Origin of the sequence: Microlunatus kandeliicorticis (genome assembly GCF_014137855.1) — a bacterium.
Lineage (GTDB): Bacteria > Actinomycetota > Actinomycetes > Propionibacteriales > Propionibacteriaceae > Microlunatus > Microlunatus kandeliicorticis.
On record NZ_JACGWT010000001.1, the window covers coordinates 38260 to 60058 of the forward strand.

At 72.3% G+C, this 21799-nt stretch carries 22 protein-coding genes and 2 tRNA genes; 13 read left to right on the forward strand and 11 right to left on the reverse strand.

Translation table 11 applies throughout. The annotated features are described in order from the left end of the window. The 3 genes from FHX74_RS00180 to FHX74_RS00190 are packed head-to-tail and all read right to left on the reverse strand — an operon-like array spanning position 1 to position 4168. Positions 1–963 carry a carbohydrate ABC transporter permease gene (locus tag FHX74_RS00180; protein WP_182558098.1) on the reverse strand — a complete coding sequence of 321 codons (963 nt, stop codon included), beginning with the start codon at positions 961–963 and terminating at the stop codon, positions 1–3. Beyond that, entirely contained in the window at positions 960–2309 is a 1350-nt protein-coding gene (locus tag FHX74_RS00185; protein ID WP_220483350.1) for an ABC transporter substrate-binding protein, read from the reverse strand. Before FHX74_RS00185 ends, FHX74_RS00180 begins: the two co-directional genes overlap by 4 nt. Before the next feature lie 32 nt (positions 2310–2341). Beyond that, complete coding sequence (locus FHX74_RS00190; RefSeq protein WP_182558099.1) at positions 2342–4168, reverse strand: glycoside hydrolase family 127 protein; 1827 nt, start codon at positions 4166–4168, stop codon at positions 2342–2344. Between the two features lie 148 nt (positions 4169–4316). Here FHX74_RS00190 and FHX74_RS00195 point away from each other — a divergent pair, with 148 nt between their 5' ends. Next, positions 4317–5348 (forward strand): LacI family DNA-binding transcriptional regulator, encoded by a 1032-nt coding sequence (locus FHX74_RS00195; protein WP_182558100.1) that lies wholly within the window; start codon positions 4317–4319, stop codon positions 5346–5348. A gap of 229 nt (positions 5349–5577) precedes the next feature. Here the strand turns inward: FHX74_RS00195 and FHX74_RS00200 are convergent, their stop codons facing one another. Further along, the gene (locus tag FHX74_RS00200) at positions 5578–6162 is read right to left on the reverse strand and encodes a hypothetical protein (protein WP_182558101.1); all 585 of its coding nucleotides are present in this window, start codon (positions 6160–6162) and stop codon (positions 5578–5580) included. A gap of 164 nt (positions 6163–6326) precedes the next feature. Then, the gene (locus FHX74_RS00205; RefSeq protein WP_182558102.1) at positions 6327–6770 is read right to left on the reverse strand and encodes an OsmC family peroxiredoxin; all 444 of its coding nucleotides are present in this window, start codon (positions 6768–6770) and stop codon (positions 6327–6329) included. Positions 6771–6873: 103 nt separating this feature from the next. On the opposite strand from FHX74_RS00205, the gene FHX74_RS00210 reads away from it, so the two are divergent. Continuing rightward, positions 6874–7311, forward strand: a complete 438-nt coding sequence (locus tag FHX74_RS00210) for a MarR family winged helix-turn-helix transcriptional regulator (RefSeq protein WP_182558103.1) — start codon at positions 6874–6876, stop codon at positions 7309–7311. A gap of 398 nt (positions 7312–7709) precedes the next feature. Then, positions 7710–7880 (forward strand): DUF6992 family protein, encoded by a 171-nt coding sequence (locus FHX74_RS00215; RefSeq protein WP_182558104.1) that lies wholly within the window; start codon positions 7710–7712, stop codon positions 7878–7880. A gap of 49 nt (positions 7881–7929) precedes the next feature. Here the strand turns inward: FHX74_RS00215 and FHX74_RS00220 are convergent, their stop codons facing one another. Further along, positions 7930–8796, reverse strand: a complete 867-nt coding sequence (locus tag FHX74_RS00220) for an alpha/beta hydrolase family protein (RefSeq protein ID WP_182558105.1) — start codon at positions 8794–8796, stop codon at positions 7930–7932. Between the two features lie 99 nt (positions 8797–8895). Here FHX74_RS00220 and purF point away from each other — a divergent pair, with 99 nt between their 5' ends. The 6 genes from purF to FHX74_RS00250 all read left to right on the forward strand — a co-directional run bounded on the left by purF (position 8896) and on the right by FHX74_RS00250 (position 15599). Further along, the gene (purF, locus tag FHX74_RS00225; protein WP_182558106.1) at positions 8896–10446 is read left to right on the forward strand and encodes an amidophosphoribosyltransferase; all 1551 of its coding nucleotides are present in this window, start codon (positions 8896–8898) and stop codon (positions 10444–10446) included. A 32-nt stretch (positions 10447–10478) separates the two neighbouring features. Then, the gene (purM, locus tag FHX74_RS00230; RefSeq protein ID WP_182558107.1) at positions 10479–11543 is read left to right on the forward strand and encodes a phosphoribosylformylglycinamidine cyclo-ligase; all 1065 of its coding nucleotides are present in this window, start codon (positions 10479–10481) and stop codon (positions 11541–11543) included. Positions 11544–11685: 142 nt separating this feature from the next. After that, the gene (locus FHX74_RS00235) at positions 11686–11895 is read left to right on the forward strand and encodes a DUF3073 domain-containing protein (protein ID WP_182558108.1); all 210 of its coding nucleotides are present in this window, start codon (positions 11686–11688) and stop codon (positions 11893–11895) included. Between the two features lie 178 nt (positions 11896–12073). Then, complete coding sequence (locus FHX74_RS00240) at positions 12074–13114, forward strand: DUF4870 domain-containing protein (protein WP_182558109.1); 1041 nt, start codon at positions 12074–12076, stop codon at positions 13112–13114. A gap of 95 nt (positions 13115–13209) precedes the next feature. Continuing rightward, positions 13210–14229, forward strand: a complete 1020-nt coding sequence (locus tag FHX74_RS00245) for an alpha/beta hydrolase (protein ID WP_182558110.1) — start codon at positions 13210–13212, stop codon at positions 14227–14229. 77 nt (positions 14230–14306) lie between these two features. Beyond that, the gene (locus tag FHX74_RS00250; RefSeq protein ID WP_220483428.1) at positions 14307–15599 is read left to right on the forward strand and encodes an NAD(P)/FAD-dependent oxidoreductase; all 1293 of its coding nucleotides are present in this window, start codon (positions 14307–14309) and stop codon (positions 15597–15599) included. Positions 15600–15853: 254 nt separating this feature from the next. Here FHX74_RS00250 and FHX74_RS00255 read toward each other — a convergent pair whose 3' ends face one another. The 4 genes from FHX74_RS00255 to FHX74_RS00270 form a co-directional block, all read right to left on the reverse strand. Then, positions 15854–16591 carry an anti-sigma factor gene (locus FHX74_RS00255; protein WP_182558112.1) on the reverse strand — a complete coding sequence of 246 codons (738 nt, stop codon included), beginning with the start codon at positions 16589–16591 and terminating at the stop codon, positions 15854–15856. Next, on the reverse strand, positions 16575–17141 hold the full coding sequence (locus FHX74_RS00260) for an RNA polymerase sigma factor (protein WP_182558113.1): 567 nt from the start codon (positions 17139–17141) through the stop codon (positions 16575–16577). The genes FHX74_RS00255 and FHX74_RS00260 overlap by 17 nt, the downstream gene beginning before the upstream one ends. A 121-nt stretch (positions 17142–17262) precedes the next feature. Beyond that, a tRNA-Phe gene (locus FHX74_RS00265) sits at positions 17263–17336 on the reverse strand. A gap of 67 nt (positions 17337–17403) precedes the next feature. Further along, positions 17404–17477, reverse strand: a tRNA-Asp gene (locus FHX74_RS00270). Between the two features lie 302 nt (positions 17478–17779). On the opposite strand from FHX74_RS00270, the gene FHX74_RS00275 reads away from it, so the two are divergent. Then, complete coding sequence (locus tag FHX74_RS00275; RefSeq protein ID WP_182558114.1) at positions 17780–19297, forward strand: ankyrin repeat domain-containing protein; 1518 nt, start codon at positions 17780–17782, stop codon at positions 19295–19297. Positions 19298–19391: 94 nt separating this feature from the next. On the opposite strand, the gene FHX74_RS00280 is transcribed toward FHX74_RS00275, so the two are convergent. Further along, positions 19392–19841 (reverse strand): PPOX class F420-dependent oxidoreductase, encoded by a 450-nt coding sequence (locus FHX74_RS00280; protein ID WP_182558115.1) that lies wholly within the window; start codon positions 19839–19841, stop codon positions 19392–19394. 24 nt (positions 19842–19865) lie between these two features. Here FHX74_RS00280 and FHX74_RS00285 point away from each other — a divergent pair, with 24 nt between their 5' ends. From FHX74_RS00285 to FHX74_RS00295, 3 genes are all read left to right on the forward strand, one after another. Beyond that, positions 19866–20279, forward strand: coding sequence for a hypothetical protein (locus FHX74_RS00285; protein ID WP_182558116.1), 414 nt, complete (start codon positions 19866–19868; stop codon positions 20277–20279). A 41-nt stretch (positions 20280–20320) separates the two neighbouring features. Then, entirely contained in the window at positions 20321–21307 is a 987-nt protein-coding gene (locus FHX74_RS00290; protein WP_182558117.1) for an ABC transporter substrate-binding protein, read from the forward strand. Between the two features lie 127 nt (positions 21308–21434). Beyond that, the gene (locus FHX74_RS00295) at positions 21435–21719 is read left to right on the forward strand and encodes a DUF1540 domain-containing protein (protein ID WP_182558118.1); all 285 of its coding nucleotides are present in this window, start codon (positions 21435–21437) and stop codon (positions 21717–21719) included. The last annotated feature ends 80 nt before the right edge of the window (positions 21720–21799 follow it).

A 21799-nucleotide genomic window follows, 5' to 3' on the forward strand; every position in this document is an offset into this window, starting at 1 on the left:
TCAGTCCCTCTCTCGCAGCAGCCAGAACTGCACCGCGGTGACCAGGCCGATGATGATCACCAGCAACAACGACATCGCGGTCGCGGCGCCCAGCTGCAGCTGGACGAACGCCTTCTTGTAGATCGCCATCACCACCGTCGTGGTGGCCGACCCGGGCCCGCCCTGGGTGAGGATGAAGAACTGGGTGAAGGCGAGGAAGCTGCCGATCACCGAGATGATCACGCTCAGTGCGATGGTCCGCCGCAGCAGCGGCAGGGTGACGTAGCGCTCGGTGCGCCACCACCCGGCGCCGTCGAGCTCGGCCGACTCGTACACGTCGGTGGGGATCCCCTGCATGCCCGACATGAGCAGCACCATGGTCAGCCCGGAGACCCCCCACACCACCAGCACGCAGATGAGTGCGGTGGCCAGCGGCCCGTCGACCAGCCAGGCGGTCTGGCCGTCGGTGATCCCCAGGCTCTGCAACACCACGTTGACGGCACCGCTGCCCGGCTGCGCCTCGAGCACCAGCAGGAAGCTCAGCGTCGACAGCCCGACGACGTAGGGGATGAACAACACCGTGCGCAGCACCTTCACCCAACGCCGGTTGGCCCGGATCATCACCGCCAGCAGATAGCCGAGCACGAGGATCGGGCCGGTGACGATCGCGGTGTAGAGCAGGGTGTAGAGGATCGCCTGACCGAAGGCCGGGTCGGTGAGCGCCGAGAGGTAGTTGCGCAGCCCGATGAACCGATACGAGCCGATCAGCGGGAAGTTGGTCAAGGAGATCCCGATCGCGGCGAGCAGCGGGACGAAGACCAGCACCAGCACGAACAACACCGCCGGGGTGACCAGCAGCAGTCCGGTCAGCGGCCGGTGGGTCAGCGACCTCGGCTGATCGCCCCGGCGGCGTGGGCGGGTGGCCGGCCCGCCGTCGGGGCCGGCGAGCGGGGCTGCCGCGCGGCCGGCGGTCGCGGTGCTCATGCCTGGGCCTGCTGCAGCAGCCGGTCGTAGCTGACCTGGGCTTGCGCCATCGCCGCCTCCGTCTGTCCGTCGAAGACGGCCCGGCGCAGCATGGTCAGCCACGGGCCGTCGCTCTGGTTGTAGAGCACGTTGTAGGCCAGGCTCGTCGGGGCGTAGCCCTTGTCGAGCTCCAGCAGGGTGGGCACCGCGAACGGGTGCTCGCGCCGGAAGGTGTCGGTGACCACGTCGGCCCGGACCGGCGTGTACCCACCGTCGGGCAGCTTGGTCTGCTGCGGCACCGCCACGGCGTAGGCGGCGAACTCCCAGGCCGCCGAGGCGTTCCTGGCGCCGTTGAGCAGGCAGAGGTTGTTCCCACCGTCGAAGAAGGAACGGCCGCCGGTCGGCCCGGGCAGCAGCACGATCTTCGTCCGGGCCAGCGTCTCCTTGCTCGCCTTCGGCACCACCACGCCGTAGCTGGCCGGGAACATCCCGATCGTGCCGGCGGCGTAGTCGGCTCCCCAGGTCGAGGCGTCGTCGGCGTAGCTGCCGGGCGGGACCAGCTTCTCCTGCCACAACGCCTGTAGGAAGTTCAGCGTCGCGCGGACCGCCTCGTTGCCCTCGACGTTGCCGGTCTGGTTGCCGACGGTGCCCTTGATCAGGTCGGTCTTGGCGGCCCAGATGTGAGGCTGGGCGGTGAACCCCCAGGCGCCGGAGTTGTTGCCCGGATAGGTCCAGCCCTTGACGCCGCCGCCGAGCGCGGTGATCTTGCGGGCTGCCTCGAGCAGCCCCTCGAAGTCGGTGGTGCTGGCCTCGAGATCGACGCCGGCCTTCTCGAACAGCTCGGTGTTGCAGAACAGCACCGAGTTGTCGGCCAGGAACGGGACGGCATAGTTGCGGCCGTCCTTGGTGGCCAGCGCGAGGTGCCCGGGGCTCAGCTGGTCGGCGCCCGGCAGCTGCTTGATCAGGTCGGTGACGTCGGCGAACGCACCGCGGTAGGCGAAGAGGGTCGAGTTGATGTCGTCGAAGTCGACCAGGTCGGGCACCCGCCGGCCGCGGATCGCGGTGGCCAGCTTGGTGACGAACTGGGTGTCGGGGATCGGGGTCACCCGCACCCGGATCCGTTGCTGGGCGGCGTTGAATGCGTCGGCCATGAACTGGATCCCGGTCTGGGTGGCCGAGCGGCACCACACCTCGACGAGGCCGCTGCCGCCCTGGCCGAAGCCCGACGCCGCGGTGTCGACCACCGGGAGGGCGCCACCGCAGCCGGACAGCAGCCCGGTCGCCCCGGCGGCGCCGAGGGCGCCGGCCGTGGCGAGCAACCGTCGTCGGGACAGCCTCGTGTGGGCGGGAACCTGTGCGGACAACACTGTCCGACCTCCTTCGTCGCTCCGGATCCGGCTCAGGCCACCGGGAGCCAGACCCGCATCGCCTGCGGGCCGCGGTTGGCCCAGACGTGGTAGGGGATCGCGGTCAGCGTCGCGCCGGACGCTTCCCGCAGCGTGATCACCCGGACCCCGCCGAGCAGGTCGGGGCGGTGCTCGACGCCGAGCTCGGCGTCCGGGTCGACCACGATGTCGTCGACGACCACGCCGTCGGGCTGGTCGCTCTGCTCGAGCGCGTAGACCAGCGGGCCGCGTTCGAGCGCCCGGCAGCCGCGGACGGCGTCGACCCGCGGGTGCGCGGCGGTCCAGCGCGGCGCCATCGGCAGCTCCAACCGGACCACCTCGCCGACCGCGAACGTCCGGGTCACGGTCGCGTAGGCGCCGGCCTCGACCGGCCGGCCGTCGAGGGTGGCGCCCTCCGCCCAGGCCGGGACCCGCAGGCTCAGCGCGATCTCGCGGTCGGGGGCGGCGGTGACGGTCAGCGCGATCGACCCGTCCCACGGGTAGTCGGTGGCGACCTCGACGCCGAGCCCGGTGCGCGGGTCGTCGACGGTGCCGGGGACGTACTGGTGGAGCTGGACCGAGGTGTCGGTGCTGGTGGCCAGATAGCCGGTGAAGCTGGCGAAGGTCCGCATCACGTTCGGCGGGCAGCAGGCGCAGGAGAACCAGCCGCGCCGGCCGTGCGCCGGGCTGCGGTTCTCGTCGGCGTGCGCGCCGGTGCGCAGCTGCAGCGGGTTGACGTAGAAGTACTCGGTGCCGCCCAGCGAGACGCCGGAGAGGAAGCCGTTGTAGAGCATCCGCTCGACCTGGTCGGCGTAGGACGCCTCACCGGTGGCCAGCAGCATCCGCCAGGCCCACTGGACGCCGCCGATCGCTGCGCAGGTCTCGGCGTAGGCGCGGTCGGCCGGCAGCTCGAAGTCGTCGCCGAACGCCTCGCCCTCCCAGCGGGCGCCGAGCCCGCCGGTGACGTACTGCTTGCCGCGGGCCATCGCCGCGTACTGGGTGCCGAGCGCCTCGAGCAGCGCGGTGTCGCCGGTCTCGGCGGCCACGTCGGCGGCGCCGGCCGCCAGGTAGACCGCGCGGACGGCGTGGCCCTCGACCGTGGTCTGCTCGCGGACCGGCACCCGGTCGGAGAAGTAGGTCGGTTCGACGCCGTGGGTGGCCAGCAACCCGCGGCCGCGGGCCTCGACGAAGTAGCGGGCCAGATCGAGGTAGGCCTGGGTGCCGGTCTCGCGGTAGAGCTCGACCAGCCCCATCTCGACGACCGGGTGGCCGTCGACGAAGTCGTACTTGCCGTCCTCGGTGCCGAAGGTGGCGACCAGGTGGTCGGCCAGCTTGACCACCACGTCGAGCAGCTCGGTGCGACCCGAGGTGCGGACCAGCGCGACCGCGGCCTGCATCAGGTGGCCGGCGCAGTAGTGCTCGTGGCTCCACTCGAGCTTGCGGTAGCGCTCGCGCTCGCGGACCTGGACGACCGAGTCGAGATAGCCGTCCTCGGCCTGGGCCGCGGCCAGGGTCCGGGTGATCTGGAGGATCGAGGCGAGCAGGTCCTCGTCGTGGCTGCGGCCGTACTCCCAGGCCGCCGCCTCCAGCCACTTGTGGACGTCGGAGTCGGCGAAGATCGGGCCGATGACGTCGCCCTCCTCCTCGCCCGCGGCGACCCGCAGGTTGTGCAGGTTCTGGGCCTCCTCGAGCTGCTTGAGCCCGGCCGGGATCGCGGCGTCGGCGTTGGCCCGGATGCGGTCGGCCCACAGCCCGGCGGTGACGCTGGCCCGGTCCGGAGCCAGCGGCCGCCAGTGGACGCGAGCGGTGCTGGTGGGGGCGGCGGGACCCGCAGTGGTCATGAGACGACTCCGTCCGGTGACTTCGTGGCCGATCTGGAAACGCAGGAAACGCGTTTTCCTCACCGTAGACCCGGCTCCTCGGGCCGTCAATCGCCTACGATCGTCCGAAACCCGGAAACAGGCTGGAACCAAGCGGGCGGGAGGGCCGATGACCACCACGGGTCGCCCGGTGCGCATCACCGACGTCGCCGCCCTGGCCGGGGTCTCGCCGGGCACGGTCTCCAAAGCGCTCAACAACACCGGCGCGCTCCGCGACAGCACCCGGGCGCGGGTCCGCGAGGCCGCCGACCGGCTCGGCTTCGTCCCCGACCCGGACGCGCGCTGGCTCTCGGCGCGCCGCAGCTACACCGTCGGGCTGCTCAGTGCCGACTCGGCCGGCCGGTTCTCGATCCCGGTCATGCTCGGCGCCGAGAGCGCGCTCGCCGCCGGCCGGATGGCCGCCCTGCTGGCGACCAGCCGCCGCGACCCGGTCCGCGAGGTCTTCCTGGTCGAGTCGATGCTGGCCCGCCGGGTGGACGGGCTGATCGTCACCGGCCGCACCACCGACCCGCGGCCGCCGGTCGACCTGGGCGGCAGCGACATCCCGGTGGTCTACGCGTTCTCGCCGTCCACCGACCCCGACGACGCCTCCGTCTTCCCCGACGACGCCCACGGCGCGCGGCTGGTGGTCGAGCACCTGCTGGCCACCGGTCGGCGCCGGATCGTCCACGTCGGCGGTCGGCCGCACCAGCACAGCTCGACCGAGCGCGCCGAGGCGGCCCAGCGCGCGCTGGCCGACGCCGGGCTGGGGCTGGCCGCCCCGACGCTGTTCGGGGAGTGGAGCGAGGCCTGGGGCAGGCAGGCGGTGGACGTGCTGCTCCGGACCCGCGATCTGGCCGACCCCGACGCCGACCTCGGCTTCGACGCGATCATGTGCGGCAGCGACCAGATCGCCCGCGGGGCCTGCGACCGGCTGCGCGAGCTCGGCGTCGCGGTCCCGGAGCGGGTGGCGGTCACCGGCTTCGACGACTGGGACGTGATGGCCCTGGCCAGCCGACCACCGCTGACCACCGTCGACCTGCGGCTCGAGGAGCTCGGCCGCCGTGCCGCCGAGCTGTTGCTCGACGCCATCGCCGGCCGTCCGCACCACGGCCGCGAGCTGATGCCGATGCGGCTGGTTCCGCGCGCCTCCACCGGCTGACGCTCGCTGAACTTCTTATTCCGGGCGCTGAGCCTGTCGAAGCGCGTGGTGACGTGCGCTGAGCCTGTCGAAGCGGTTGGTGACGTGCGCTGAGCCTGTCGAAGCGGTTGGTGACGCTCGCTGAGCCTGTCGAAGCGCGTGGTGACGCTCGCTGAGCCCGTCGAAGCGCGGGTGACGCTCGCTGAGCCTGTCGAAGCGCGGATGACGCTCGCTGAGCCCGTCGAAGCGCTCAGCGGCAGCGAAGCCCGTCCCCGCTCGGCCGGAAGGTGCACAGCACCCGGTCGGTGTAGCTCAGCGTCGTCCACGGCGCCGCCCGCCCGCCCGCCCGGCTGCGGGGAGCGCCGCACGGGTCGGTGGGCAGTTTCGGGACCACCCAGCGGCCGTCGGCGTCGAGCAGGAACAGCCAGGTGGGAGCGATCCCCGCGGCCGGGCAGACCGCCTGCGCTCCGGGTCCGAAGGTGAGGCTGGGCAGCGCGAGATAGCCGAGCACCGCGCGCACGTCGCGGCTGTGCCGTTCGAGCGCCCGGTTCGGCGCCGTGCCGACGTGCCTCAGGAGCTGCTCCGAGGTGGCGCACCAGACCACCGTCGTCGGCCGGAAGGTCGCGGGGACGTTGCCGGCCGCCGGTGGCCCGTCGGTGCGGTCGCGGGCGAAGCCGACCGCCCGGCAGCCGGACCAGTGCGGGTGCACGGCAGCGTCGGCGGTGCGGGGCGCCTCGATCACCGGTCCGTCCGCTTCCTGCGTCGCGCAGGCGGTCAGGAGCACCGCCGCCGACGCCAGCGCCACCGCGACGCGTCCAGCCCGGATCGGGTCCATGCCTCATCGTGGTCCTGCCCGCGCCGCTCGGCGCCGGTCGTGACCGGATCGTGCGCGAGGTGTGACCACACGGGACCCGACACGATGGGTGATCCGGCCGTGGAACGACGAGACCCCCGGCACCGTCGGGTGCCGGGGGTCGGGAGTTCGTCGAGAGGGTGCGCTCAGCTCTCGAGCGAGGCGTCCAGGGTGATCTCCACCCCGGTGAGCGCCTTGCTGACCGGGCAGCCGGCCTTGGCCTTCTCGGCGGCCGCCTTGAAGCCGGCCTCGTCGAGCCCGTCGACCTCACCGGTCACGGTGAGCTTGATGCCGGTCAGCTTGAAGCCGCCGTTGTCCTTGTCCGGGCCCAGCGAGACGTCGGCCTTGACCTCGAGGGACTGCGGGGTGCCCCCGGCCTCGGCGATCAGCGCGGAGAACTGCATCGCGTAGCAGGCGGAGTGCGCCGCGGCGATCAGCTCCTCCGGGCTGGTGGTGCCGTCCGCGTCGTCGGCGGCGCGCTTGGGGAAGGACACCTCGTAGGTGCCGACCTTCGAGCTGCTGAGCTCGACCTGACCCGAGCCCTCCTGCAGGGTGCCGTTCCAGGCGGTGCGAGCGGTACGCGTGGGCATCTGTTGCCTCCTTGGCGTGGTGTCGATCGGGAAGTACCTTGGGCACAAGGTAGTACGCGGTGCCCCGCCACCCAAGGGTGGGGCCGACATCCGGGAAGGCGTGATGATCGAGAGCAGGACGCGGGTGATCGACGACCTGCTGTGCTTCGACCTCTACGCGGCCTCCAGGGCGATGACGGCTCTCTACCGGCCGCTGCTCGGGCCGCTGGACCTGACCTATCCGCAGTACCTCGTGCTCCAGGTGCTGCACCGGCGGACCAGCGCCGGGATCGGTGAGCTCAACGAGGTGCTGCGGCTCGACTACGGCACCCTCACCCCGTTGCTGCGCCGGCTCGAGCAGCGCGGGCTGATCGCCCGGACCCGCGACGCCGACGACCTCCGCGCGGTGGCGGTCGCGCTGACCGACGCCGGCCGCGCGCTCGGTCCCGCGCTGGACCGGGTCCGAGAGCGGATCGGTGAGACGGTCGGCCTGGACGCGTCGTCGTTGGCCACGCTGCAGGCCACGCTGCGCGACCTCACCGAGCGGATCGACGGCCGGTGACCGGCCGACCGCGGACGGCGGGTGAGATCGGGCCGGGTGTTCGCGGCGTGATGTCCCTCGGTCTTTCCCACCCTCCTGCTGCCCGCGTCGAGGAGGCGTCGTGCTGAGCGACCCGTGGGCGCAACAGCGCGACCTGGCCCGCACCACGGTGGTCTGGTCGGCGGCGAGCATCGCCGCCGGACTGGCTCTCGACCGGTCCGGCCGCTCGCGCCCGGGCGGACCCGGGGGCGGTCAGCGCGCCTGGTGGCGCAGCTTCGGACGTCAGCACCTCGGCTGGGGCGTCGTCGACCTCGGGATCGTCGCGGTCACCGGGGTGCTGCAGCGGCGCCGGAGGCGCGCCACCGACGACCCCTGGGCTCCCGCCGTCCAGGACCACGAACGGGCCACCCTGCACCCGGGTGCTGGCGGTCAACACCGTGCTCGATCTCGGCTACGTCGCCGTCGGTGGGCTGATGGCCCGGTCGGCGAACCGCAAGGTCGCCGGCGCCGGGGTGGCCATCGTGATCCAGGGCGCGTTCCTGGCCGCCCACGACGGCTGGCACACCCACCGCAGCCGCGCCACCCGCTGAACCGGACCGACCAGCCGGGCCAGAGCAGCGCCGTTCAGCCCGGTCCCGGTCAGCCCAGCCCGAGCAGCTCCAGGGTCGCGGCCCGGGAGGCGTGCCAGGCCCGGTGGAACGGGACGATCAGCTCCTGGTGGCCGACGCCCTCGAGCCGGATCAGGCTCCCGAGCGGTTCGCCGTCCGAGCCCACCGAGGCCTCGAGGTAGCGCTCGGACTGGTCGATTGGGACGACGTCGTCGGCGGTCCCGTGGACACAGGCGAACGGCGTGGTGATCGGCCAGCGGATCGGGGACGCCGCCCGGTAGGCGTCCGGGAACGCCGCCGGCTCGCCGCCGATCATCGCCTGGGTGGCGCCGGCGCCGAGGTCCTGCGCGGCCGCGTGCTCGAGGTCGAGCACCCCGGCCTGGCTGACGAACCCGGACAGCCGCACCCGCGGCTCGGCGCCCGGCAGGCCGGCCGGGAAGTGCGGCCGGGCGGCCAGCCAGCCCGCCAGGTGCCCGCCGGCCGAGTGCCCCAGCGCGACCACCCGGTCGAGGTCGAGCCGGTCGCCGGTGAGCTCGCGGACCCGGTCGCCGGCCAGCAGGTCGACCGCCGCCGCGACGTCCTCGCAGGTCCGCGGCCATCCGCCGCCGCCGGCCTTCGGGTCGTCGCCGACGCGGCGGTACTCGATGTTGAGCGCGGCCACCCCGCGGCCCACCAGGTCGCGGGCCAGCGGCGTGCCCAGCGTGCGTCCGTACCGGGTCCGCCAGAACCCGCCGTGGATGACCACGACCACCGGCCAACGGCCGTTGTCGTCAGGGCCGCCCGCACCGCCGCCGTGCCGGGGCAGCCAGAGGTCCGCGTGCTGGCTCGGGTGGTCGCCGTAGGTCAGCCGGGTGCGGCCGCGCCCGAGCAGCAGGTCGAGCGGTCTCCTGAGGTCCATCGTCGTGTCCTTCCGCGCCCGCCGGCCGAGCGGCCGGTCGGCTGTGAACCGCCGTGACGAGCGGCGGACCGGTGCCGCAGGTCACGTTACGATGAGCCCGTGCCCCGCCCGGACGGACGCCTGAACCACGACCTCGATCCGAACGAGAAGGGCCCCCAGGACGCCTGTGGGGTCTTCGGGGTCTGGGCCCCCGGCGAGGAGGTGGCCAAGCTCACCTACTACGGGCTCTACGCGCTCCAGCACCGCGGCCAGGAGTCGGCCGGCATGGCGGTCAGCGACGGCAACCGGATCGTCGTGTTCAAGGAGATGGGCCTGGTCTCGCAGGTCTTCGACGAGAGCGCACTCAACTCGCTCCGCGGCCACCTGGCCATCGGCCACGCGCGCTACTCGACCACCGGCGCCAGCATGTGGCACAACGCCCAGCCGACCTTCCGGCCCACGGCCACCGGCGGCGGCATCGCCCTCGGGCACAACGGCAACCTGACCAACGTCGACGAGCTCGAGACCTGGCTGGCCGACCGGGACGCCCCGGACGACTCGCTGGTCCCGGGTGCCCTCAGTCACGAGCGCGCCACCAACGACACCTCGCTGGTCACCGCGCTGATCTCCACCTACACCGACCGGTCCACCGAGGAGGCCGCGGCGGCCGTGCTGCCGCACCTGCGGGGGGCGTTCTGCCTGGTCTTCATGGACGAGGAGACGCTCTACGCCGCCCGCGACCCGCAGGGCATCCACCCGCTGGTGCTCGGCCGGCTCGAACGCGGCTGGGTGGTGGCCTCTGAGACCGCGGCGCTCGACATCGTCGGCGCCTCCTACGTCCGCGAGGTCGAGCCCGGCGAGCTGATCGCCGTCGACGCGAACGGGCTGCGCAGCCGCCGCTTCGCCGAGGCCCAGCCCAAGGGCTGCGTCTTCGAGTTCGTCTACCTGGCCCGCCCGGACACCCAGATCTCCGGCCAGCGCGTGCACACCGTGCGCACCGAGATCGGCCGCACCCTCGCCCGCGAGCACCCGGTCGAGGCCGACCTGGTCATCCCGGTGCCCGAGTCGGGCACCCCGGCGGCGATCGGCTACGCCGAGGCGTCCGGGATCCCGTACGGCCAGGGACTGGTCAAGAACTCCTACGTCGGCCGGACGTTCATCCAGCCGAGCCAGACCATCCGCCAGCTCGGCATCCGGCTCAAGCTCAACCCGCTGCGTGACGTGATCGCCGGCAAGCGGCTGGTCGTGGTCGACGACTCGATCGTCCGCGGCAACACCCAGCGGGCGCTGGTCCGGATGCTCCGGGAGGCCGGGGCGACCGAGGTGCACGTCCGGATCAGCTCGCCGCCGGTCAAGTGGCCCTGCTTCTACGGCCTCGACTTCGCCACCCGCGCCGAGCTGATCGCCACCGGGCTCAACGACGAGGAGATCTGCCGCTCGATCGGCGCCGACAGCCTCGGCTACGTCTCGATCGACGGCATGGTCGCGGCCACCACGGTCCCCAAGAACGACCTCTGCCGGGCCTGCTTCGACGGCGTCTACCCGGTCCAGCTGCCGCTGGGCGAGCGGATGAACAAGCACCTCCCCGACGAGCTCGGCCGCACCGACGCGGACGGGCTGAGCACGGTGGTCGCCGGGGTCGGCGCCGCCGACGCGCTCAGCCGCCCCTGACCGGGCACTGCCCCACCTCGACAGGAGCCCCGATGACCCAGAGCGCCTACGCCGCAGCCGGTGTCGACATCGAGGCGGGTGACCGCGCGGTCGACCTGATGAAGGAGTGGGTGGCCAAGACCCGCCGCCCCGAGGTGATCGGCGGGATCGGCGGCTTCGCCGGGCTGTTCGACGCCTCCGCGCTCAAGGACTACCGGCACCCGGTGCTGGCCACCTCGACCGACGGCGTCGGCACCAAGGTGGCGATCGCCCAGGCCATGGACGTCCACGACACGATCGGCTTCGACCTGATGGGGATGCTGGTCGACGACCTGGTGGTCTGTGGTGCCGAGCCGCTCTGGGTCACCGACTACATCGCCTGCGGCAAGGTGGTGCCCGAGCGGATCGCCGCGGTGGTCAAGGGCATCGCCGAGGCGGCAGTGGTGGCCGGCTGCGCGCTGCTCGGCGGCGAGACGGCCGAGCACCCGGGGCTGCTGCGGCCCGACGAGTACGACGTGGCCGGCGCGACCACCGGCGTGGTCGAGGCCGACGCGGTGCTCGGACCGGACCGGGTCCGGACCGGGGACGTCGCGGTGGCCATCGGCTCGTCCGGGCTGCACTCCAACGGCTACTCGCTGGTCCGGCACGTGCTGCTCGAGCAGGCCGGCTGGCGCCTCGACCGCGACGTCCCCGAGCTCGGCCGGACCCTCGGCGAGGAGTTGCTCACCCCGACCCGGGTCTACGCGCAGGACTGTCTCGCGCTGATCCGCGCGGTCGAGGTGCACGCAATGAGCCACGTCACCGGCGGTGGGCTGGCCAACAACCTGGCGCGGGTGCTGCCGTCCGGGGTCGAGGTGGTGCTCGACCGGGCCAGCTGGACCCCGGCCCCGATCTTCGGGCTGGTCCAGCAGGTCGGCGGGGTCTCGCGGGCCGACCTGGAGGCCACCCTCAATCTGGGGGTGGGGATGGTCGCGCTGCTCCCGGCCGACGCGGCCGACGCGGCGGTCGCCCTGCTCGGCGAGCGCGGGCTGTCCGCCTGGGTGGCCGGCGAGGTGCGTCCGGGGACGCCCGCCGAGCCGGGCACTGTCCGGCTGGTGAACAGCCATCTCGGTCTCTGAACCGCACGCTTCCGGAGGATCGGCGCCCGCCGACGGCGGGGGATGATTTGCACAGAGGTACCCATTGGGTAGCCTGGGCCCACGACATTGACCAACCCGAGCCGCGGTGAGCCGCAGGCGTACGAGCGAGGGGGTCGACCCTATGGGGCGCGGCCGAGCAAAGGCAAAGCAGACGAAGGTCGCCCGGGACCTCAAGTACCGGACCTTCGACACCGACTTCTCCTCTCTTGAGCAGGAGTTGCGCGGCGGTGAACAGCACCCGTCGGAGATTCCCGAGGCCTACGCGGACCTCGCCGACGACTACGACACCGACGCCCACGACGACGGGTACGGTCTGCGCAAGTCCGGCTGACGCCGGCTTCGTGTCACCGTGAGCACGACCCCGGGACGGTAGGTCCCGGGGTCGCCTCGTGTCGCCAGCCGGCTCCGGTCGGCACTCCGGGTCGGCGCTCCGGGTCATCCCGGACGACGATCTGGTCTCGGCCCGTCGGATGATCTTCGTCACCCGCGCCGCGGCTACCCTGACCCGCATGAGTCAGGACCAGCCCGAGCGGCCGCAGCCGACCCCTCCCGACGGCGACGCGTCGACGCGTACCACGGGGAACGGCTGGCCGTCGGCCGGAGACGGTTCGGGCGCGCACGACCCGTCGGTCGGGGGCACCCCCTCGTCGCTGGGATGGCCCGCGGCCGGCGGGGGCGAGCAGCCGGTTCCCGGCCCGGCCGACGCCCGGAGCTCGGCGAGCGCACCGCAGCACGAGCTCGGCGAACAGTCCGAGGACCGCTCCGGTCCGTGGGCCCCGGCCTCCGCGCCGGGAGCGACCGGCTCCCCGGTCCCGGGTGAGAACCTGTCCGCGCCGGACCCGTACGCCGCGGCCGACCAGCCGTGGAACCAGCCGCCGCCGTACGGCCAGCCGACCGCGACCTGGGGCCAGCAGCCGTACCCGCAGGGCCAGCCGTACGCCCAGGGCCAGCCGTACCCGCAGAGTCAGCCGTACCCGCAGGGGCAGCCCTACCCGCAGGGCCAGCCCTACCCGCAGGGGCAGCCGTACCCGCAGGGGCAGTCGTACCCGCAGGGCCAGCCGTACGCGCAGGGTCAGCCGTATCCGCAGGACCCGTACGGCCAGAACCAGTACGGCCAGACTCAGTACCAGGGCCAGTACGGGCAGGCCCAGTCCCAGCCGCCCTACGGCCAGGCTCCCTATCCGAGCCAGTACGGCGCCGGCACGGCCGGAGCCCCGCTCTCGCCGTCCGACGAGCGGCTGTGGAGCGTGCTCGCCCACGCCGGGATGATCGTCACCGGGTTCGTCGCACCGCTGGTCATCTGGGCACTGTTCAAGGACCGCAGCGCGCTGCTCCGGGCCAACGCCACCGAGGCGCTCAACTTCGGCATCCTCGCCTCGATCGCGGTGACGCTGTCCTCGATCCTCATCTATGCGGTCGTCGGCGGAGTCCTCTTGCCGCTCGTGCTTCTGCTGATGGTCGTGTTCGGGATCATGGGTGCCGTCGCGGCCAACCGCGGGCAGGCCTACCGCTACCCGTTCAACGTCCGGTTCGTCAAAGACCAGGCGTGAGGCGGGACGGAAGCCGAGGGGACCGAGCGCGCCGGAACCGCACGCCGCGACCGTGCGTTGGTCCGGGCGTCCTGCCCCGAACCCGGTGAAGAACGATGAGTGACTGGTCCGACGATCTGCTGCCCGGCTACGCCAGCCGGACCCTCGCCCTGCCCGGGGCCGAGCGCGCGGCCGGCGAACCGGAGGACACCGAGCTCTGCGCGACCCTGGTGCACCGGCGGCCCGAACCCGGGCGGGCGGCCGGACGGCGCGCGGTGCTCTATCTCCACGGCTGGAACGACTACTTCTTCCAGACCCACCTGGCGGACTTCTGCGCCGAGCTCGGCTACGACTTCTTCGCCCTCGACCTGCGCCGGTACGGCCGCAGCCTGCGACCGGGCCAGCTGCCCGGCTTCATCACCGATCTCGAGGAGTACGACGCCGAGCTCGACGCCGCCCATGCGCTGATCGCCCACGGCGACCCCGACGAGCCGGCGGTCGGCGCCCACGACGAGGTGCTGCTGATGGGGCACTCGACCGGCGGGCTGATCGCCTCGCTATGGGCCGCGCGCCGGCCGGGCGCGGTGGTCGGGCTGGTGCTCAACTCGCCCTGGCTCGACCTGCAGGGGTCCGCGATGGTCCGCGCCGTCGGCACGCCGGTGATCGACGCCGTCGGCGGCCGCAACCCGACCGCGGTGATCCGGCTGCCCGACGCCGGCCTCTACGCCCGCACCCTGCACATCAACCGTGGTGGCGAGTGGGAGTACGACACCTCGCTCAAGGCCCATCCCGGCCCGCCGATCCGGGTCGGCTGGCTGCGCGCGGTCCGGCACGGTCACCAGAAGGTCGCCGCCGGGCTCGGGATCACCGTCCCGGTGCTGGTGCTGGCCTCGACCCGGACGAAGTTCACCCGGCAGTGGGACGAGGAGCTCCGCGGGGTCGACAGCGTGCTCGACGTCGAGCAGATCGTCTCCCGGGCCGGCCGGCTCGGGCCGCACGTGACCATCGTCCGGTTCGAGCGCGGCATCCACGACCTGGTGCTCTCGCGACCCGAGGTGCGGCGCCGGGTGTTCTCCGAGATCGCCCGCTGGTGCGCGGCCTATCTGCCGGTGCGGACGGCTCCCGGAGCCGGCTGAGAGCAGGCCCACAGCCAAAACCGCACACCGGCTTTCACGCTTTTGCTGAACACTGCTTGAATGAAGACGTGACCGAGATGCCCCATGTCGTCGTCGTTGGTGCCGGATTCGCCGGTGTGGCCGTCACCCGCGAGCTGGCCAAGCGCGGATTCCGGGTGACGGTCGTCGACCGGCACCCCTACAACACCTTCCAGCCGCTGCTCTACCAGGTCGCGACGGGCGGGCTGAACGCGGGCGACGTCACCTACTCGCTGCGCTTCCTCAGCGCCAAGAACAAGGCGAACTTCCGCCGCACCAAGGTCGTCGGCATCGACCACGACCACAACGAGGTCATTTGCGACGACGGCGTGCGGATCCCCTACGACTACCTCGTGCTGGGCACCGGCATCACCACGAACCACTTCGGGATCCCCGGCGCGGCCGAGTACACGATGAGCATGTACACCCGGGCCGAGGCGCTCAAGGTGCGCGACACCATCTTCGGCGGCCTGGAGAACATCGCCGGCACCTCGCACCCGGGCACCGGCGGCTTCACCGTCGTGGTGGTCGGCGGCGGCCCCACCGGCGTCGAGATGGCCGGCTCGCTGGCCGAGCTCAAGGACTCCGCGATCCCGACCACCTACCCCGAGCTGGACCCGAAGAAGGTCCACGTGGTGCTGGTCGAGATGGCCAACGCGCTGCTGCTGCCGTTCGACGAGAAGCTCCAGCGCTACACGCTGAGCGAGCTGGTCAAGCGCGGGGTGGACGTCCGGCTGCGGACCGCGCTCTCCGAGGTGCACCCCGACCACGTGGTGTTCAAGGACGGCAACCGTCTCGACGTCGACCTGGTGATCTGGGCGGCGGGCGTCTCCGGCTCGAAGGAGCTCAACGACTGGGGCGTCCCGATCGGCCGCGGTGGCCGGATCGAGGTCGGCACCGACTGCCGGGTGAAGGGCTTCGACAACGTCTTCGCCATCGGCGACGTCGCGCTGATCACCGAGAACCCGCTCCCGCAGCTGGCCCAGCCGGCGATCCAGGAGGGCAAGTTCGTGGCCCGCCAGATCGGCCGCCTGGTCAACGGCGAGGACACCGAGGAGTTCCACTACTTCGACAAGGGCACGATGGCCACCATCGGCAACCGGGCCGCCGTGCTCCAGCTGCCGAACGGCTTCAAGATGACCGGCACCTTCGCCTGGCTGGGCTGGATCGTGCTGCACATCGCCTACCTGCTCGGCGGCCGCAACCGGGTGCAGACCCTGGTCAACCTGGCTGCGCGCTACGCCACCTGGCCGCGCCGGGCCGGCGCGATCGTCGGTGACGTCAACGAGACGCCGCAGCAGGCCAAGGTCAAGGCCAGCAAGAAGAAGGAGCAGCTCTCGCAGCGTTCCTGACCCGCGACCGACCGGACGCGCGCGGACCCTCGGGTCCGCGCGCGTTCGTGCGTCCTGGCCGAGACGCGCGCTGAGCAGAGCAAACGCGCGCAGGGGAGATGCGCGCTGAGCCTGTCGAAGCGCGAGCTGGGAGGGGCGCGCGCTGAGCCTGTCGAAGCGCGAGCTGGGAGGGGCGCGCGCTGAGCCTGTCGAAGCGCGAGCAGGCAGGGACGCGCGCTGAGCCTGTCGAAGCGCAGGACCTCAGCGCGAACGGATCAGGACAGCACGCCCCGGACGATCGAGTCGCCCGAGTGCGCCGCGGAGCCGTCGTCCTCGGCGGGCTGCCGGGACAGGTCGACCACCGGATAGCGGAGCAGGTCGACGTCCTCGGGCAGCGGGAAGCTGGTGTCGGTGTCCTCGACCCGCGGCAGCTGGCCCAACCGGACCATCCCGCTGAGGTCGGGCGCGATCAGCCAGGCGGCGAGCTGCGCACCCACGCTGGCGTCGTGGTGAGCGGGCAGCAACCCGAGTCGCATGCTGATGTGCAGGGTGCGGTGGTCCTCGTCGTCGCTCTCGACGATCGCGGTCCCGTGGGCCCCGGGCCAGTCGGGCCGGGCCGCGAGGTTGGCGTGCGCCAGCTCGGCGGCGGAGCCGAAGCCGGCCGGCGCCGAGACGTGCCGCCAGTCCTCGTCCAGATCGTCGGCGTCGTCGTCGAGGGCCCGTTCGAGCTCGTCGATCCGCTGGGCCAGCGTCGTGGTCGCGACCGACGACCGCCGGTGCGCGTCGACCGCGCTACGGTGCATCTCGATCTCGTGGCTGATCCGGTGCCAGACGTGGTCGGCCGGCTTCTGCAGCACGTCGGCCACCAGCTCCTGGGCCAGCCGGTAGGTGTGGCGGTAGGCGTCGAGCTCGGCCTGGCACTCGGGGCAGCTCTCGACGTGCGCGCGGTCCTCGTCGGTCCCGCCGCCGTCCCCGAGCACCATCACCGCGATGACCTCAGGACTCGTGTGCATCAGCCCTGGCCTCCAACCCTTTGCGCAGCTTGATCAGACTCCGTCTGATGTGACTCTTGACCGTGCCCGGCGGCAGCTGCAGCCGCTCGGCGATCTGGGCGTGGGTCAGGTCTTCGTAGAACGCCATCCGTAATACCGTCCGAGGTACCTCCGGCAGATGCGCCATCTCGTCGGCAATCAGCATCCGGTCGGCGACCCGGCCGGTCTCGCTCTCCACGACGACCGGCTCGGTGTTGGCGATCAGGGTCTCGCGAATGCGGCGGTCACGGCCGCGCTTCTCGTAGGCGTCGGCGATCTTGTTGCGGGTGATGCCGATCAGCCAGGTGGGCAGCTTGGCCCGCGTCGGGTCGTAGCGCGCGCGGCCCTGCCAGGCCGCCACGAAGACCTTCTGGGTGACGTCCTCGGCTTCGGTGACGTCGCCGAGGGAGCGGAGGGCCACGCTGTAGATCAGCGGGGACCAGCGCTGGTACACCGCGGCGAGGCCGTCTTCCGAGCCCGCGACGAAGTCGGCAACGGCCTGCTCGGCGTCGCCATCTGGTCGTGCACTCACGTTGTGTGGGACTCTCTTTCCCGGGGCTCGCGGCGAGCATACCGCCGACCTGCGCCCGAACGGGGTACGGGGCCCGGAGAGCTCGAGCACACCGGTCAAGGGTCTGGGCTTGCGCCCACGGTGGCCAGGGGCGGGGTCGAACCGCCGACCTTTCGATTTTCAGTCGAACGCTGCTACCAGCTGAGCTACCTGGCCGTGGCGTCCCCGGGGCTCCTGGGAGCCCGGAAACGACTACACGGCGACGCTTTCGCATCGCCGTGAGCGACCCCGACGGGACTCGAACCCGCGACCTCCGCCGTGACAGGGCGGCGCGCTAACCAACTGCGCCACGGGGCCTTGCACAGAACCGGGACGCCCGCCGTGCGGTCGTCCCTGAGCTGGACCTGGCCTTGCTCGTGTTGTGTGACGTCCCCGGACCGTTCCCGGTCGGCGACGCCCGCGAAACTATAGCGCAGCGGCCGGGCGGGCACGAATCGTGGAGCCGGGCGATCGGTCCCGGTGCTAGCGTGAGCTCGGCGCGCAGGTCGCCTCCGGTCCGCGGACAGGGCACAGCCCACCTGACGATCAGATCTCGGTTGGTGCAGGACTCCTCTTTCGCCCCGATGACGCGGACCTCGGGCTGAGCGAAGGAGGCCTCCGTGCCCGACCCTGTTCCCGCGTCCGAACCCGCGCGTCCGCCCGCCCGCTGGCGGCTGCCCGACGACCCCGACCTGGACTGGCTGCGCAAGCGCGCCAAGCGGCTGCACCGTGGGCTGCTCGCCGGTGATGCCGAGGCGATCGCCCTGCTGGCCGAGTTCGACCCACCAGCTCCGGCCGACGGCGAGCCGATCCCGCTGGCCCGGGCGCAGCGGGTGCTGGCCCGCGCGTTCGGCTTCCCGCGCTGGGACGCGCTGCGGGCCCGTCTGCGGACCATCGAGCACTGGACCCGCCGGCCCGGGCCCGACGACGTCCGCGCCGACGAGCCGCCGGCCGACCGGTTCCTGCGGCTGGCGTTCCTCAGCTACAGCCGCTACGACGCCGCGGATCTCGCCGACGCGCGGGCGATGCTCGAGGCGGATCCGTCGCTGGCCACCGCCTCGGTGTGGGCCCTGGCCGCCTGCGGCCGGACCGACGAGCTGGCGGCGCTGCTGGCGGACCGGCCCGAGCTCGCCCGGGCCGAGGGCGGCCCCTACCGGTGGTCGCCGGTGCTGTCGCTCTGCTACGCCCGCCTCGGTGGGGCCGGCGGTGATCCGGTCGGGTCGCTGCGGGTGCTGCTCGACGCCGGCGCCGACCCGGACGCGGGCTTCCTCTGGCACGGGCTGACCTCGCCGTTCACCGCGCTGGCCGGCGCGTTCGGGGGTGGCGAGCGGGACGAGCCGGTGCACCCGCAGTCGGTCGAGCTGGCCCGGCTGCTGCTCGACGCCGGCGCCGACCCGAACGACAATCAGACGCTCTACAACCGGATGTTCACCCCGCGCGACGACCACCTCGAGCTGCTGTTCGCCTACGGGCTGGGCGAGGAGCGGCCGAGCGTCTGGCGGGAGCGCTTGGGCGCCGACGCCTACCCAAGCCCGGAGGCGATGGTCGGCGAGCAGCTGCGGTACGCCGCCGAGCACGGCTTCACCGACAGGGTCCGGCTGCTGCTGGCCCACGGGGTCGACCCGAACACCCGCGGCTACCACCCGAACCTCGGCGACCAGACCGCCTACGAGATCGCGGTCCGCACCGGTCACCGCGAGATCGCCGAGCTGCTGGCCGCGGCCGGCGGGCGGAGCGAGCGGCTCGACGACGTCGACCGGCTGCTCGAGGCCGCGCTCGCCGGTGACGCCGAGCGGACGGCCGCGCTGGCCGCCGACCCGGGGCTGGTCGCGCGGGCCCGCCGTCAGGCGCCCGACGCGATGATCACCGCCGCGCTCTACGGACCGATCGCTGCGCTCGAGCTGCTCGATGGCCTCGGCTTCGCGGTGACCGCGCTCGCCGGTGGCCGGACCGCGCTGCACGAGGCCGCCCTCGCCGACCGCGGCGAGGTGGTCGACTGGCTGCTGGCCCACGGTGCCGACCCGGACGTCCGGGACCGCCGGTTCGACGGCACCCCGGCCGGCTGGGCCGCGCACGCCGGGCACCAGGAGCTCGCCGACCGGCTGGCCGCGCTGGAGACGCCCGCCGCGGGGTCCTGACCGGGGGCTTCGACCGGCTCAGCCCGCGTGACGCACCCTGAGCCGGTCGAAGCACCCTGAGCGCGTCGAAGCACCCTGAGCCCGTCGAAGGGGCTCAGTCCGAGATGTCCGCGACCGCGTTGACCTTATCGATGCGGACCCGGACCAGGAACTCCTCGGGGACGGCGTTGCGGCGGCCGAACTCCTCGGCGCGGTCGGCGCCCATGTAGCGCGCGCCGAGCCGGGTCGTCCAGCTCAGCAGGTCGTCGGGGGAGACGTGCAGCGTGGCACGGCCGATCAGCTGGACGTAGGAGTAGGGCGGTTGCTGGTCGTCGACCAGCAGGCAGACCCGCGGGTCGCGGGCCAGGATGCGGGCCTTGGCTCCCTCGTTGTGGGTGGTGAAGACGAACTCGTCGTGCGTCTGCCCGTCCTCCTCGACCGCGTCGAGCAGGAACCAGATCGGGGTGACGAGCGCCTGCCCGTCCTTGCGGGTGACCGCGATCTTGCCGGTCCGGGTGCCGTCGGAAGCGAACGCCCACCACTCGTCGCGACTCATCAGGTGCATGGCCGCAGCCTAGGCACGACGGTCGTGGATCAGGAGCCCCCGGACGAGCTGTGCGTGGTCGACCCGGAGCCGGAGGCCACCCCGCCGGCGCTCGACGACGAGCTCCCCGAGGAGGAACTGGTCGAGGACGAGCTGCTCGAGGAGGTGCTCGTGGAGGACGTGCCCGAGCTGTCGGGCGATGCGCTGGTGGTGCTGGTGGTAGTACCGCTGCTGGTCGTGGTCGTGTCGGTCGCCGCGGTGGACTGGGCGAGTCCGAGGCCGAGACCACCGGCACCGAGGACGGCCGCGGCAGCCACCGCAGCGGTGATGCCGGCGGTGCGGCGGCGGATGCGGGATCGGGCGTTCATCGGGGTGCTCCTCGGACGGTCGACGGGGACGCACCGAGTCTGCGGAGCCGAGGTGGGTGGGTGCTGTGGGCGCGGTGTGGGTCGGTCGTGAACGACTTGGTGGCAGCAGTTAGGTGAGGCTAACCTCATGCCGTGACTTCGCTCTCTCGTCGTTCGATGCTCGCCGGACTGGTCGGCCTGGCCGGGCTGCCGGTGCTCGCCGCCTGCCAGTCGCAGGCCGGGGCGCCCTCCGCGTCCGGTTCGTCCGCCGCCGCCGGTTTCCGGTGGACCGACGCCCGCGGCAAGGTGATCGACCTGCCGACGCGGCCGACCGTGCTGGTCGCCCAGAGCTCGGCGGCCGCAGCGCTCTGGGACGCCGGGATCAAGGTCAAGGGCGCCTACGGCGAGCTCCAGACCACGAACGGCAAGCTCGACTACCAGGCCGGCAACCTCGACCTGGCCCAGCTGACGGTGATCGGCAAGACCTACGGCGACTTCCAGGTCGAGAAGCTCGCCGGGCTGAGCCCGCAGCTGCTGATCGACCTGTCCTTCGACAACAAGACGCTCTGGTACGTCGACGCGGCCACCGAGAAGAAGGTCGAGGCGCTCTGCCCGACGCTCGGGATGGAGATGCTGAACAAGAACCTCGTCCAGGTGATCGAGGAGTTCACCAAGCTCGCGGTCGCCCTCGGCGCCGACCCGAACACCTCCGGCTCGGCCAAGCAGCAGTTCGACGCCGCCGCGGACAAGACCAAGGCGGCGATCGCCGCGGCGAACGGCGGCAAGGTGGCCGTGTTCAGCTTCGACAGCAACAACGCCTACGTCGCCAACCCGAAGCAGAACCCCGACCTGGCCTACCTCACCACCCTCGGCGCCCGGTTCGTCGACTCCGGCAGCAAGCCGACCGACTACTTCAACACCATCAGCTTCGAGAAGCTCGGCGACTACGACGCGGACGTCGTGATGGTCGACGCCCGGAACACCTACACCGGCTACAAGCAGCTCTCCACCTGGAAGGCCCTCTCCGGCGTCAAGCAGGGCAACGTCTTCCCCTGGTACCCGGCCGCGCCGTACTCGTACCTGTCGAGCACCAAGATCATGGACGACTTCACCACCGTCTGGCAGGCCTTCGGACGCTGACGACAATCCATAGCGTGATCAACTTCTGACGCCCCGGGGCGGTCAGGGAAGCCTCACCTGCCTAGCCAGGCAGGGGATTCCGGCTTACCGTCGTGGCCACCAGCCGCCCGCCAACCGAGGAGTCCGGATGAGCGCCACCATCGATCTGCCCCAGGTCACCGACTGCACCGCGACGAGCTGCGCCTACAACCACGACGGCTGCCACGCGTTCGCGGTCACCATCGACACCACCGCGAACTGCGGCACCTTCCTCTCGCTGAACGAGAAGGGCGGGCTCAACGTGGTCGCCCAGGTCGGCGCCTGCCAGCGCACCGATTGCACCCACAACCAGGCCCTGGAGTGCCGCGCCCCGTCGATCACCGTCGGCGCCGGCCAGTCCACCGCCGGCTGCCTCTCCTACCAGGCCGCCTGAGCACACGCCTTTTCTGTCCGCTCGCGCACGCCGCGCCTGCCACGGGTCGTTCTTCCTCCTCGGTTCGCGGACGGAAGTGC